Raw genomic sequence first — 14,940 nt, 5'->3', positions numbered from 1 at the left:
TGTAAAGGGCCTCAGGACTGTTGTGAAATTCGTTTATACGGGGTACGGAGCTTTTTAGGAATATCCGTTTAACCCATGTTTTGAATCAAAATCACCAACAAAAAAGGCCGGTAGCATGAATAAAAGCTACCGGCCTTTTTTTGATGTTATTCCGTCTTTGCTACATCCTTACGATAATAAACTCGGATCTACGGTTCAGGTAGTGATTGGCCTCGCTACATCTAACCGTGCCATCACACTCATTCAGCAACTGACTTTCTCCAAAACCTTTGGCACTTTCAATACGTTCCGGTGCAATTCCCTTTGAAATTAAATAGTCCCTTGATGATTTGGCCCTTTTATCGGAGAGGTATTCATTGTATACTTTACTACCTCTAGAATCGGTATGGGATTCGATTTTGATGACCATATCCGGATATTCGTTCATAACCTCTACGAGTTTATCCAATTCTTCGGCTGCATCCTTTCGTATATACGACTTGTCAAAGTCGAAATGGATCATTTCCGTCTTCAGTTTCTTAATACCATCTTCAATAGCGATCATTTCTTTTAATCTTCGCATTGAAATGTCTACCTCCATACGCTCATTATCCCTGGTACCGACCTCTATCTCATTATCAAAGAATTCCTTTTGGGTAGTTTTGAGGGTATATTTGGTGTTTCCATCCAAATCCTCAAAGACAAAGGTTCCATCATCTCCGGTCACAATTTCTTTAAGCTTTATTCCATTTTCATCCAATAGTTCTATCAGGGTCTGAGGCATAACATCCCCCGTAATCAGTTCGGTAACCACACCTGCTATGGCATTGAGATTTTCTGGAATCTCTTCCACGACCAACCTTTTAAAGGAATAGATATCATCATCCCCCTTGCCGCCAGGTCGGTTAGAGGCAAAGAACCCTTCTTGGGTCTCTTCTTTTACAATATAGGAGAAATCGTCTTTATTGCTATTGATGGGCTTTCCAAGGTTTACGACCTCCCCAAAGCCTTCCTCCTTGCTATATGCGACCTCATATACGTCCAATCCACCAAGACCAACATGACCATCAGAGGAAAAATATAATTTCTCAGCATTGATAAAAGGGAACATTTCCTTTCTCTCCGTATTTATGGAAGGGCCTAAATTCCGGGGTTCTGAAAAATTTCCATCACCCAGAACATCTACAACGAAAATATCGGTTTGGCCAATGCTTCCCGGCATATCGGACACGAAATATAATTGTTTGCCATCCTGGCTTAAGGCGGGGTGGCCGGTAGAATAATCATCGCTGTTGAACGGAACCTCTACGGCTTCGATCCAATCTCCATTGACTTTTTTGGACATGTATATTTTTAAGTGATTGACGCCGTTTTTATCGCGCTTCAATTTTTTCCCATAATTATTTCGTGTAAAATACATGGTAGAATTATCAGGCGAAAAGGTTACGGAGGCTTCATGGTATTTGGTATTGATTTTCTTCGAGTATTTTATGGCATTCCGAAGGTCTTGGGATTCTTCATTCATTTTGGCCACATAAAGATCCAAATAGGGCTGATTGTTCCATTTATATCGCCTAGTGGTAAAAAAGGATGAATCCATGGAAGATGCAAAAACTACCTGGTTTGAATCCAGGAACATCGGTGAAAACTCGGAATATTTTGAATTGATGGACAGGTTATGGATGTCCAATTTTTCCTCTGTGCCCAGAATCTTGTCCAAGACCACTTCGTTGCGGGTCTGTGCTCCATCATCCATGGCTTTTGCGAAATCGCCTTTTTTCATTTTACGGTTGTACAATCGCATCAACCGTTTGGAGCGGGCATACTTACCGGTTCCCTTTAAGGAATGCGCATATTTGAAGATGTTGTCGGCGGACATTTCATCTTTGTAATTCTTATAAAGCAAGTCGTACCAATGGAATGCCTTTTCCATGTTGGTATTGAAGTAATGGGCGTCCCCTGCTTTTTGGATAATATCGAAAGAGTAATTGTCCTTTCCCTTTTTTAGTGCCTCCTCATAGAGCTCCGCTGCCTCGGCATACCACATTTTGTCAAAATATTGATCGGCCTTTTGAATGAGTAGGGTTTTTCTAGGGGTATGGATTTCCTTTGGCAAAGAGGTCTGTGAATCGGTGTCGCTATTGTTTAGCATTTGATAATCTACCTTTTCCAAGGCAATGGTCTCTTCCGCAAAAACTTCCTTTTCCGCTTCCAAGATCCAAACATCTCCTTTGTATCTCCCGTTTAATTTTGATACGCAGGCATCAACAGCTTCCAATCCAAAAGGGTGATGTTCCAGATAAACATAGTTAAGACCGTTTTCAGAATTGGCTATGGATCCGGCGGCAAACCCTTTTCTGGTAAATTTTTTAATGGTTCTTTTAAGATTCTCTTTTCTGCTAAAGATACCGGCAATAATATAATAGCCATCCTCAATGTCCTTGAGGTTAGTCAGCTTTCTATGGGCGATGTTGTTCCGTTTTGCAGCTTCCTCAAAGGTTTCGCTAAGCGCAATGGAGGGCGGAGTATCCGTGTCTTGATAAGAATTTTGGCTAATTCCCTGGTCAATATCAGCAATACCCAATTGGGAATCGTTTTGGGCAATCAAACCGAGGGAAAGCAAGAATGCATAGGCTAAAATCAGTTTTTTCATGGGAAAGGGGGATAGGTTGATTTAATTTTCAACGTATGTTGTGCCAGTAAAGTAACGTGCGCACATGCTTGTAAACGTTGAAAATACCCTTTACGGTATGCCTAGGTCATTTTTTGTTGTGAAAGGGAGGATTTTTGTCGTGTAGATGAAAATCCCTTTGGTTTCCCAAACAAGCCTTAACGAAAAAACCAAAAGGTATATGGGGTGGAACAAATACAAAAAAGCCCAGGGAATTCCCTGGGCTTGTAACGCATATTGCATATGATTTTCTATTCTTTTTTCTCTTCCAATTTATCATCTTCCTTGGAAGCATCCTTGAACTCCTTGATACCGCTACCTAGACCGCGCATCAATTCCGGTATTTTTTTGCCCCCGAACAGAAGAAGAACTACCATAACAATTATAGCTATTTGCCAAGGGCCAATGGCCAAAAATATATGTAAAGCTGTCATAGTTTATGAATTATATGGATAACAAATGTACTAAATAAAGTGATTGGTTCAGTGTTAATATCAACGAAAGCGTCATAATTAAATTGCATGGACTTTTATCTACCTTTTCCCGTATCTATGGGAAAGGCCAATTTTTAAATTGGAACCGAACAAAATTCATTTGCATCCTTATCTTTGTGTACTATGGCCAAAAAAATCAAAAAGCGCAGGGAAATCAGAAGAAAACTTCTGCACAAGTATCGTTTGGTGATACTTAATGAAAGTACTTTTGAAGAGAAGATATCCTTTAAGTTGAGCCGACTTAATGTTTTTGTTACGGGATCTCTTTGCATTATTGGGCTAATAGGTCTAACCACCCTGCTTATTGCATTTACCCCGTTACGAGAATATATTCCGGGGTACTCCTCCACCAAACTTAAGCGGCAGGCGACCGAACTTACGTACAAAACGGACTCCTTGGTTCGAACATTGAACTATACCAATCGGTATTTGAATAATATCAGAATGGTACTTAGAGGGGATATCGAGAACAATGAAACTAATAGGGATTCGCTTTTTGAGCAATTCAAATTGGATCCATCCACGATAAACCTTACTCCGATACGGGAAGATTCCATGCTTAGGGCCGAGGTGGCCTTGGAGGATAAGTATAATTTGTTCGAGAGGAACGTGGACAAATCGGACTTGGTACTTTTCCCTCCCGTCAATGGCACTATTTCACAACACTATGATACAGAGAAAAGGCACTTTGCCGTTGATGTCGTAGCACCCAAGGATACTCCGGTAAAAGCAGTGGCCAATGGGATGGTTATTTTTTCGGAATGGACTGCGGATACGGGATATGTTATTATTTTGGAACACGACGAAGGACTTCTGAGTGTTTACAAACATAATGGATCCCTAAGTAAGGTTCAGGGTGATATCGTAAGGGCGGGAGAAGTTATCGCTTCCGTCGGAAATACCGGGGAATTGACTACGGGTCCCCATCTGCACTTTGAAATTTGGGATAACGGAACTCCGGTAAATCCTCTGAACTTCATAGATTTTAATTGATCTCAATGTCCTTAAAATCGTTTGCCGCTAAAATACTTGCTAGGCAAGTGGCCAAGAAAACGGCCAGATGGGTAAACCATCCCATTGCTACCCAGGAAAGGGTTTTCAAGGAAATGATTCAAAAGGCCTCAAGGACACGATTTGGCAAGGATCATGGTTTTGAAACTATCGGCTCACACCAGGATTTTGTACAAAAAGTACCTATTAGGGACTATGAGGAAATCAAGGATTATGTGGAAAAAGTGGTAGAAGGGCAAGAGGATGTGCTTTGGCCAGGAAAACCCATTTATTTTGCAAAGACTTCGGGGACTACTTCCGGAGCCAAGTACATTCCCATTACCAAGGAATCCATCAAAAACCAGGTTGAGGCATCCCGGAACGCCATTTTAAACTACATCCACGAAACTGGAAATTCGGATTTCGTAAATGGCCGATGGATTTTTCTGCAAGGAAGTCCGGAACTACAGGAAAAGAATGGTATAAAACTGGGGAGGCTATCCGGGATATCGGCCCATTATGTTCCCAATTATCTTCAAAAAAACCGCCTACCTAGCTGGAAAACCAATTGCATCGATGATTGGGAGACCAAGGTAGACGCTATCGTAGAAGAGACGGTACATGAGAACATGACCGTTATTGCGGGTATTCCTTCTTGGGTTCAGATGTATTTTGAGAAACTCCATGAAAAAACAAATCAGGATATTGGAAGTTTGTTCCCCAATTTTCAATTGTTCATCTATGGAGGCTTGAATTATGAGCCGTATCGGGCAAAATTTGAAAACTTAATAGGGCGAAAAGTAGATAGCATAGAGCTCTTCCCAGCTAGCGAGGGGTTTTTTGCCTACCAAGATTCCCAAAATGAAAAGGGAATGTTGCTTTTGTTGGATTCAGGGATTTTTTATGAGTTTGTAAAAGCCGATGAATTTTTTGATGAAGGAGCAAAACGAATCACCATCAAGGATGTTGAAATCGGCATTAATTATGTAATGATCGTCTCCACCGATGCAGGATTATGGGCCTATAACCTGGGTGATACCGTTCAGTTTATTTCTGTCAGGCCTTATAAGGTAATTGTTTCGGGACGAATAAAACATTTCTTGTCCGCCTTTGGGGAGCACGTTATTGCCAAGGAAGTGGAAGAAGCTATGCAAGAGGCCATTAATGCGACCGATGCAAGGATAAACGAGTTTACGGTGGCCCCGCAAATAACTCCTTTGAAGAACGAACTTCCCTATCATGAATGGTTGGTAGAGTTTGAGAAGGAACCATCCGAAATGGAAAAATTCATTGAAACCCTGGATACCTCACTCCAGAAACAGAACAGTTATTATTTTGACCTGATCGATGGGAAAATCCTTCAGCCCTTGAAAATTACCCAGATCCAAAAAGGCGGATTTCAAGAATATATGAAATCCGTTGGAAGGTTGGGAGGCCAGAATAAAGTACAGCGTTTGGCCAATGATCGAAAAGTCGCCGATCCATTGTCGGCCTACAAGAAAGCCCCAAACAATTAAATCTACATTAATTTTAAATTGTAATTTTGCTTGAAATTTTTCAATGGGCAAAACGATTGTTACAACCAGGGCTCAAGAATCTACGAATGCCATAGAACGGCTTTACATCACCATGCGTCATTTGTTCAACCGGGGGTTTTATAAACCCGGGGGAGTTTCAGGGGAATCGTTGAAAAACGCCTTATTGCTTTTACGACCGGAAATATACGGTTCCATAGCCGAGGAAAAAGCGGAGCTGAACGGACTCATCTATGTTTTGGAGCGTTTGCCGGAGGGCATTGAACAATGCCGATTTATAAATCTTACCTCGGATGAGGGCTATGGGAAATCCCATTTCAAGGCCATAGTGCCCCCTAAGAGAAGGCGTAATTGCTATCGTATCGATGATGAGCAGATGAATATCGAGATTACTCGCCGTCGTTCCGATATTTATGATATCCTTACCCATCTCACTTTCCTTTTTATAGAATCCGAAAAGATATGCAAACGTGTTTTGATCGAGGACACGGATAAAACCACTCGTGATTGGGTAAAACTTGAGGAAGCGGTTAAAAAAGAAAAGTTGACCCAAGTAGAAAGAGAAGTTGCATTGATCCATACAGCGCAAATTTTGGGTCGCTCCTTTGAAGAAATACTTGAGATTTATGAAGAACTGGCAACCCCTAAAAGTCCCAACCGATTTTTGAAAATTGTATACTGGTTGGGAAAATTGGCCATCGAAGAAGAAATCACCGGCAACAAACGCGCCATTACTTTCAGTGCTTTGTTGAGGGAAAGGCTGGGTCATCACATCCATGGAGAGCAGTGGGCCCATACGATCAAGGAAGTTTTGGCAAAGCATTCCCTTTTAAGAAGGCCCATTCATATTATTAGTGCCAATATGCATAGTGTAATGAACACGCTTTTTGCTCGCAATGCCCTTAAAAAAGAGTTTCCGAACACTACGGGTTCACTGGAAATATATGAGGCTTTGAGCTTGCCCGAGAATAAGAGGCTAAGGGACAAAGTAACTGCCATGGCCAAAGCGAACGGAATGCTGGTTGTAGATGATACCTCGAGAACGAATATAGATGTTCAGATTTTTGATTTGGCAAAATTGGGCGCGGATGCCTGTTGTTATGAACTTGCAAAAGACGTTCCGGATGAGGAAAAACCTGTTATATTTGTGATGGACTATGCCTTTGGGGAACAAGCCTATGAGACCATAGACGAGTTTTTAAAACCCTATAAGGCAAAAAAAAAGAAACCTGTTTTTTTAAACATTGCATCCGTATCCATTATGGGGAAGGCCGGTATATTGGAGGGCGGCAAGGGTGATTTAATGATTCCTTCCGCGCACATCTTTGAAGGAACGGCGGATAATTATCCCTTTAAGAATGAACTTTGCAAGGAAGATTTTGAGGGCCATGGATTACAGGTTTTTGAAGGCGCCATGGTAACGGTTCTGGGCACATCACTTCAAAACAAGGATATTCTAAAGTTTTTTCATCAATCTACATGGAACGTTATAGGTTTGGAAATGGAAGGTGTTCACTATCAAAAGGCCATTCAGTCTGCCTCTAAAATAAGAAATAGTATAAAGGAAGACGTAAAGGTACGTTATGCCTATTACGCCTCGGACAATCCTCTGGAAACCGGAAGCACATTGGCTTCAGGAGGTCTGGGCACTACTGGTGTAAAACCCACATATCTCATAACAGACCGGATTTTAAAACAGATTTTCAATTCATAAATTTATGGCGGACAAACAACCACAAAACAATCAAAACTCCTCCGATGAAATAGATTTGGGGCAGTTGTTCCAAATGATTCAAAGAGGCCTTGAGAGAATCTTTAGGAGCTTCCTTAGACTGTTTTTATACCTCAAGAAAAATGCCCTGATTTTAATTGGATTAGCGGTTTTGGGAGCGGCAATTGGTTTTGGTCTCAATCAAATCGTATCCAAAAAAATGAAGACCGAAGTAATTGTTAAACCTAATTTGGAGAGCAAGAATTATCTCTATGATGTAGTCGATGAAATTCAAGCCAACATTGAAGCGAAGGACACCTCTTTTTTTCGATCATTAGGAATATCGTTTGAAAGGCTTAAAAGATTTGAAGTTGAAATAGAACCTGTAGAAGGAAAACAGGGGGGAAAAAATTTGGAGGATCAAATGAAATTTTTGGAAACTTTACAAAATTTTGAAAACACGTCCATTATTTCGGACGTGGTCCGTACGGAAATCTTGAATAACAGCTCGCTCAATCATCGGGTAAGCTTTTTCTACAAAGATGCGGCCTATGGCCAAGAATGCGCAAAGAGACTAATGGATTATATCAATTCCAATTCGTATTTTGAGGAACTGATTTATATTAGTCAGGAAAATGCCAAAGAACGAATAGAAAAGAATGAAGCCGTTGTAAAACAATTGGATGATTTAATTTCCAATTATTCAGAAAAATTGGGAGAAAGGAATAGCCCTGTTGGGGATGGTAGACTTGTATTGGACGGCGAAGAAAGAATGGATATAAGAGGTATTTTTGAGTTGAAGAATAGTTTAATCAGAGATACCGAGCAAAAAAAACTCGAACTTAAAGAACGGACAAGCACGGTTAGCATTATTAACTTTGGCAGACCACAGCAAGTACAAAAGCCGTTCTTTGGCAAAAATATTGTGCTACTTCCTACCATTCTGATAGGGATTTTCTTTTTATGGTCCATATTAAGATATTTGGACAAAAAATCCTCGGAAATCTACAAACCTTGATATCATGGGAAATTATGAACATTCCATTCTGGTTACTTGGGGTTCTTGTTTTATTGGCAGCAACTTCATTTCTTGCATTTTAGAAACGGAACTATTGTTTAATATCATTAAGTTGAGCAGGCTGAGACAACACTAGGAATTGCATTCAAAGTAAATTTGGAGGATGTTAAACCATTTGGCCTTGGCTTACAAAAACAACTATGCAACCTTTATCCATATTTCAACAGATTATGTGTTCAAGGAGAAAAAAGCTATCGTATTTGGTCAATAACCAACCCAATCCAAGCAATACATATGGAATGCCCAATCTGAAGGAAGAATACGTACAAGAAAATTTAGAGGATTACTTCATTGTATGAACTTCTTGGTATATAGCAAAAAATATGACGGCAATTTTTATACAACTATTTTAGAAAAGGAAAAAATTGAAACCCTCAAATTTATAAATGATCAAATCGGATGTCATACAGGCACCAAAACCTTATCGAGATACCTGATTGAAGAGTTGCTTATTGGCAAAAACCATTTGGAGTCCATCGTTTCAAGGATAAGGAGGCCATAATTTGGTATGGTTTTGCCATAAGAACTTTGTAAGAAAATGGTTTAGAAGGCGAGGTGAAACTTGGGAAGGCTCTGAATTATTGTATTTTTGTATCGAGACCATAGAATAGCATATTAAACTAAAAATCAAAATGGACTTCACTGGAAAATCACTCTTAATTACTGGCGGAACCGGTTCTTTGGGTAAAGCCCTTACAAAACATGTTCTAGGGGAACATCCAGAGATAAGAAGATTAATAATCTTTTCTCGAGACGAGCAAAAACAATTTGTTATGGCTCAAGAATATCCTCTTGAAAAATACTCTCAAATTCGTTTTTTTATAGGAGACGTTAGGGATAAGGATAGATTGACCAGGGCATTTAAAGGTGTAGATTATGTGATACATGCGGCCGCAATGAAGCACGTTCACTTGGCTGAATATAATCCCGAAGAATGTATCAAAACAAACATCGGAGGTGCCCAAAACGTGGTAGATGCTTGTTTATCTACAAACGTAAGTCGTGTAGTAGCACTTTCAACAGATAAAGCCTGTGCACCGATTAACCTTTATGGTGCGACAAAATTGACCTCTGACAAATTGTTTATTGCGGCAAATAACATTAAAGGAAACAACCCCATTAGGTTTTCCGTTGTAAGATATGGCAATGTAATGGGCTCCAACGGGTCGGTTATCCCATTTTTTATCAAGAGAAAGGAAATAGACAATATACTTCCCATTACCGATAGGAACATGACACGTTTCAATATATCATTATCTGGTGGCGTTGAAATGGTTATGAATGCCTTGGAAAATGCATGGGGAGGGGAGCTATTTGTCCCAAAGATACCATCTTATAAAATTTTGGATGTGGCCGAGGCCATTGGACCGAACTGTGAGAAACCGGTTGTGGGAATTCGTCCAGGGGAAAAAATCCATGAAGAGATGATAACGCCCTCAGATTCCTTTTATACCTATGATCTTGGCAAGTATTTTGCCATTCTTCCAGTGACCCCAAATTGGGATTTGGATGAATTCATCAAGGAATTTGAAGCTAAGAAAGTGCCTCATGGGTTCAGTTATAATTCTGGGAATAATACTAACTGGGAAACTGTAGAGGGTCTAAGAAGCCTAATTAAAAATCATGTGGACCCAACATTTTCAGCTTAGATTACTATGAAAATGGAACCTATTCCTTATGGTAGACAAGATATAGATGATTCTGACATTAACGCAGTAGTTTCTGTACTCAAAGCAGACTATTTAACCCAAGGTCCTAAGATTTCGGAATTTGAAGAAGCCTTTGCTAAATATGTTGGTGCCAGATATGCAATTACGGTAAATAACGCAACGGCAGGTCTGCATCTTGGTGTGATCGCCCTGGGATTGAAAAAGGGCGAACGAATTATAACCAGCCCAATTACATTTGCCGCCTCTGCCAATTGTGCCAGATATGTGGGCGCAGAAGTATGGTTTGCCGACATTGACCCTAACACCTATTTGTTGTCATTGGAAAAAACCAGGGAACTTTTGGAAAGTAAACCTAAAGGATTTTTTAAAGGGCTAATTCCGGTTGACTTTGCTGGTCTTCCGGCTAATATGGAAGAGTTCAGAAAGCTAGCCGATGAGTTCAATTTATGGATTATAGAAGACGCCTGCCATGCACCTGGGGGATACTTTACCGACTCTTTGGGAAATCCGCAAATGTGTGGGAATGCGAATTATGCCGATATTGGAGTGTTCTCCTTCCATCCCGTGAAGCATATCGCTTGTGGCGAAGGGGGTATGATTACTACCAATAGCGAAGCTTTATACAAGAATATTTCCACTTTAAGGACTCATGGAATCACCAAGGAAAACATGACGGAGAATCATGGTGGATGGTATTATGAAATGCAAGAGCTTGGGTTTAATTATAGGTTAACGGACATCCAGGCAGCGTTGGGGATAACTCAACTGAAAAAGAATCCCGAAGGGGTTATTAGGAGAAATGAAATTGCAACTAGGTACAAAAAAGCATTTCAAGGAAAAATAAAGTATCAGGCCTTGCCTGGAAACAGCTACAATGCACACCATCTTTTTGTTGTTGAGGTGGACGACAGGGAAGGATTGTACAAACATTTAAGGGAAAACAAGATTTTTGCGCAAATACATTATATCCCGGTGCACACATTACCCTACTATAAAAAGATTGGATATATAGGTGCCGATTTAGCCAATTCCGAGAGTTATTATAGCCAGTGCATTAGTTTGCCAATGTATCCCACTTTGACGGAAAAAGAACAGGATTTCGTAATCCAGAACGTTTTAGACTATTGTCATGGCTAGTTTATGCATAATACCGGCAAGAGGGGGGAGTAAACGTATACCTGGAAAAAATATCAAACCCTTTTTAGGCAAACCTATTATAGCATATTCAATTGAGGCAGCTATAACAAGCAAATTGTTTGATGAGATTATGGTCTCTACCGATGACAGGGAAATTGCGGAAATTGCAAAAGGTTTTGGTGCAAAGGTCCCCTTTTTGAGAAGTAAGCAGAATTCAGATGATTTTGCAGTTTTGGCAGATGTGATATATGAGGTTTATCTGGAGTATACGAAGAAGAATAGAAGCTTTAAGTATATGTGCTGCATACTTCCAACTGCACCTTTTGTTACTTCTGATACAATTACCAAGGCTTATATTAAACTAGAACAGGAAAACTTTGATAGCGTCTTGCCTATATTGGAGTTTTCTTTTCCCGTGCAGCGTTCTTTAAAATTAGAAAACAATAGAGTATCTATGGTACGGCATGAATATTTGAATTCCAGATCGCAAGACCTGGAGAAACGCTATCATGACTCTGGTCAATTGTATTGGTTGAAAACCAAGTCTTTTTTATTGGAAAAAAAGCTGTTCACGAACAATAGTGGGGCAATCATGATTTCGGGCCTATGTGCACAGGACATAGATACTGAAACAGATTGGAAATTAGCCGAAATGAAGTACAAACTCATGCTTGATGATCAAAAAAATAATCTTTAGAGCCGATGGAAATTCAACAATCGGGCTAGGTCATTTGTACAGATTATTCAGTCTGGCAGAAATAATAAAGCATGAGTTCGATTTTGTGTTTTTAGTAAAAAATAGTTCAACGACTTCTGTAATTCCAAAAAGCTACTCCACTGTAATCATCCCTAACGCCATACAAGTGGAAGAAGAACCAGAATGGATAGCATCTCATTTTTCGCCTAAGAAATATAATATCGTTATAGATGGGTATCAGTTTCTGGCCCCTTATCAAAAATTATTAAAGCAAAGAGGTTATGGTCTGATATATATTGACGATTTGGCCAAAGTGCATATGCACGCGGATGTGGTCATTAACCATTCACCTTATGTTAAAAAAGAGCAGTATACCAAAGAGAAATACACGCAGTTGGCTTTGGGAACAAATTATGCTTTGGTGAGACCTCTTTTTTTGGAAGCTGCCAAGAAGAAAAGAGAAATTGATAAAATTGATAATGCATTTGTGTGTTTCGGTGGAGCGGATCCCTTCAACTTGACTATGAAAACGGCACAGGCGTTTTTAAAAATACCAAGATTTAAAAAAGTGCATATAGTCTTGGGAGGCTCTTATCGGAATAGGGACATTTTTGATTTGAGACAAATGCACGATGACAAAATAAAAGTATACAAAAATCTTTCAGAACAGCATCTACTTGATACTATGCAGAAATGCAACTTTGCAATTGCCCCGGCAAGTACCATTTTATATGAGCTTTGTTGCATTAAGATGCCGATTCTTGGGGGCTTTTATATCGAAAACCAAGAATTGATCTATAAGGGGCTTGTCAATAAAGCGGCAATTTATAAAGGTGAAAACATGAAGAATTATCAAGTTTCTGATTTTGAGGATAACATCAGAACCATTTTGACAAACGGAAATCACAGCAAACAAATAAAGGCCCAAAAGGAATTGTTTGATGAAAAGATAGCGGATAGGCACTTAGAATTAATTAGAAAGTTATGATGTCCATTGGTGTGCTTTGTAGCGGAGAATTGGGGTTGGACACACTTGCTAGGATAACCAAGGATTATAGGGTAAGATTTGTGTTGACGGATAGTAACTCCATGGGAATCATAAATTTTGCCGAACAAAACCGTATTCCATTTTTTATGGGCAATCCAAGAAAAGGAAAAGGATACTCCTTTTTAAAGGAGTTTAATGTTGACGTAATCGCCTCCATTAACTACCTATTTTTGATAGAAAAGGATATTATAGGGCACGCAAACAAATTAGCCTTCAATATTCATGGTTCTTTGCTGCCCAAATATAGAGGTAGAACTCCCCATGTCTGGGCAATCATCAATGGAGAGGAAAAAACAGGCATCACCGCGCACCAAATTGATATTGGTTGTGATACTGGAAAAATAATTCAACAAATTGAAATACCTATTGAAGCGGATGACACTGGTGCGATAATGCTGAAAAAATATTCCAAGGAGTATTATCCGTTAATAAAAAAGGTTTTGGATAATCTTTCGGCCAATCAGCTAAATTTAAAGCCCCAGAACGAATTGGAAGCATCTTATTTTGGAAAACGAATACCGGCAGATGGTGAAATTAACTGGAATTGGACCAAAGAGGATATAAGAAATTGGGTAAGGGCCCAGGCATATCCTTATCCTGGAGCATTTACATTTTGCAATGAACAAAAGATAATCATAGACAAAGTATCTTTCTTTCAAATAGGTATAGAAAAGGAACAAAAGAACGGCGAAATTATTCAAATAACACCGATTCCAATTGTAAAAACATGCAACGGAGCCATCTCATTGGATACAATACGGACAAAAAATTATACATTAACCGTAGGAAATATATTAAGAAATGAAAATAGGAAATAAGACTATTGGAGGAAAAAATCCATGTTTCATAATAGCGGAGTTATCCGCTAATCACAATGGTAATTTGGATATTGCCATTGAAACAATTAAGGCAGCTAAAAAGTCAGGTGCAGATGCCGTCAAGCTGCAGACATACACACCGGATACCATAACTATAGATTGTGACAATGAGTATTTTAGAATAGATGGGGGCACGCTTTGGGATGGTAAAACCCTCCATGAATTGTATAGGGAAGCATATACACCTTGGGATTGGCATAAAAAATTATTTGAAATTGCCGGTGAAGAGGGTTTAATATGCTTTTCTTCCCCTTTTGATTTTACGGCAGTCGACTTTCTTGAAGAATTTAATGTTCCAGCATACAAAATAGCATCATTTGAGATTCAAGACATTCCTCTTATAGAGTACACAGCTTCTAAAGGCAAGCCAATGATTATTTCAACTGGGATTGCAGAAAAAGAAGATATTAAATTGGCTGTGGATACTTGTAGGGAAGTAGGAAATAACGATGTAATTTTATTGAAGTGTACCTCTTCTTATCCAGCACCTTTGGAGTTGGCAAATTTAAATACAATTCCAGATTTGAAAAAAGAATTTGGGGTTGAAGTAGGCTTTAGTGACCATACCTTTGGAGCATTGGCGCCAACGGTGGCCACTACCTTGGGCGCAAAGGTAATCGAAAAGCATTTTATCTTGGATAAAAAAATTGGAGGTCCTGATGCTGATTTTTCCTTGGATGTGAGAGAATTTACAACCCTGGTCAATCAAATAAGGGACACGGAAAAATTATTGGGGAAGGTATCGTATGACATTTCCGAAAAAGTAAAGAGAAATAAAAAATTTACCCGTTCTCTGTTCGTTGTTAAAGACGTAAAGAGAGGAGAAATTTTAACAGAAGAAAACGTTCGTTCGATTAGACCTGGATATGGACTGCATCCAAAATATTTGAAGGAAGTTTTGGGAAAGGCATTTAAGAGGGATATCGCTTTGGGAACTCCTCTTGAGTTCAACCAATTGGGCTAGGCTTTTGGGTTTTTTATCGGGGATCCCAAGAATTACTTTGTTTTTCTCTTTATGACCTAGTTAAATAGGTAAGGCCAAGCTTTTAAGC

At 39.4% G+C, this 14,940-nt stretch carries 12 protein-coding genes; 10 read left to right on the top strand and 2 right to left on the bottom strand.

Annotated features, from left to right (window positions below; translation table 11 throughout):
• Window positions 1-160: 160 nt before the first annotated feature.
• On the bottom strand, window positions 161-2,632 hold the full coding sequence (locus tag ACO06Y_RS05050) for an OmpA family protein (protein WP_422082742.1): 2,472 nt from the start codon (window positions 2,630-2,632) through the stop codon (window positions 161-163).
• Window positions 2,633-2,901: 269 nt separating this feature from the next.
• Window positions 2,902-3,084, bottom strand: coding sequence for a twin-arginine translocase TatA/TatE family subunit (locus tag ACO06Y_RS05045; protein ID WP_299533685.1), 183 nt, complete (start codon window positions 3,082-3,084; stop codon window positions 2,902-2,904).
• A gap of 183 nt (window positions 3,085-3,267) precedes the next feature.
• Here ACO06Y_RS05045 and ACO06Y_RS05040 point away from each other — a divergent pair, with 183 nt between their 5' ends.
• The 10 genes from ACO06Y_RS05040 (at window position 3,268) to pseI (ending at window position 14,852) form a co-directional block, all read left to right on the top strand.
• The gene (locus tag ACO06Y_RS05040; protein ID WP_422082741.1) at window positions 3,268-4,137 is read left to right on the top strand and encodes a M23 family metallopeptidase; all 870 of its coding nucleotides are present in this window, start codon (window positions 3,268-3,270) and stop codon (window positions 4,135-4,137) included.
• Between the two features lie 5 nt (window positions 4,138-4,142).
• On the top strand, window positions 4,143-5,651 hold the full coding sequence (locus tag ACO06Y_RS05035; protein ID WP_422082740.1) for a GH3 family domain-containing protein: 1,509 nt from the start codon (window positions 4,143-4,145) through the stop codon (window positions 5,649-5,651).
• 43 nt (window positions 5,652-5,694) lie between these two features.
• Window positions 5,695-7,383: a DUF6909 family protein gene (locus tag ACO06Y_RS05030; RefSeq protein ID WP_422082739.1), complete on the top strand. Its 1,689-nt coding sequence runs from the start codon at window positions 5,695-5,697 to the stop codon at window positions 7,381-7,383.
• 4 nt (window positions 7,384-7,387) lie between these two features.
• On the top strand, window positions 7,388-8,398 hold the full coding sequence (locus ACO06Y_RS05025) for a hypothetical protein (RefSeq protein WP_422082738.1): 1,011 nt from the start codon (window positions 7,388-7,390) through the stop codon (window positions 8,396-8,398).
• Window positions 8,399-9,090: 692 nt separating this feature from the next.
• A complete protein-coding gene (pseB, locus tag ACO06Y_RS05020; RefSeq protein WP_422082737.1) occupies window positions 9,091-10,107 on the top strand; it encodes a UDP-N-acetylglucosamine 4,6-dehydratase (inverting) in 1,017 nt (338 codons plus the stop codon).
• A gap of 6 nt (window positions 10,108-10,113) precedes the next feature.
• The gene (gene pseC, locus ACO06Y_RS05015; protein WP_422082736.1) at window positions 10,114-11,265 is read left to right on the top strand and encodes a UDP-4-amino-4,6-dideoxy-N-acetyl-beta-L-altrosamine transaminase; all 1,152 of its coding nucleotides are present in this window, start codon (window positions 10,114-10,116) and stop codon (window positions 11,263-11,265) included.
• A complete protein-coding gene (gene pseF, locus ACO06Y_RS05010) occupies window positions 11,258-11,962 on the top strand; it encodes a pseudaminic acid cytidylyltransferase (RefSeq protein WP_422082735.1) in 705 nt (234 codons plus the stop codon). The genes pseC and pseF overlap by 8 nt, the downstream gene beginning before the upstream one ends.
• Window positions 11,940-12,950 (top strand): UDP-2,4-diacetamido-2,4,6-trideoxy-beta-L-altropyranose hydrolase, encoded by a 1,011-nt coding sequence (gene pseG / locus ACO06Y_RS05005; protein WP_422082734.1) that lies wholly within the window; start codon window positions 11,940-11,942, stop codon window positions 12,948-12,950. Before pseF ends, pseG begins: the two co-directional genes overlap by 23 nt.
• Window positions 12,947-13,828, top strand: a complete 882-nt coding sequence (locus tag ACO06Y_RS05000) for a methionyl-tRNA formyltransferase (protein WP_422082733.1) — start codon at window positions 12,947-12,949, stop codon at window positions 13,826-13,828. The genes pseG and ACO06Y_RS05000 overlap by 4 nt, the downstream gene beginning before the upstream one ends.
• Complete coding sequence (gene pseI, locus ACO06Y_RS04995) at window positions 13,812-14,852, top strand: pseudaminic acid synthase (protein WP_422082732.1); 1,041 nt, start codon at window positions 13,812-13,814, stop codon at window positions 14,850-14,852. The genes ACO06Y_RS05000 and pseI overlap by 17 nt, the downstream gene beginning before the upstream one ends.
• Window positions 14,853-14,940 lie beyond the last annotated feature (88 nt).

Source organism: Ulvibacterium sp., from assembly GCF_965228935.1.
Lineage (GTDB): Bacteria > Bacteroidota > Bacteroidia > Flavobacteriales > Flavobacteriaceae > Ulvibacterium.
Note: the sequence above shows the minus strand (reverse complement) of the source record. Positions and strands in the feature narration are given on the sequence as shown.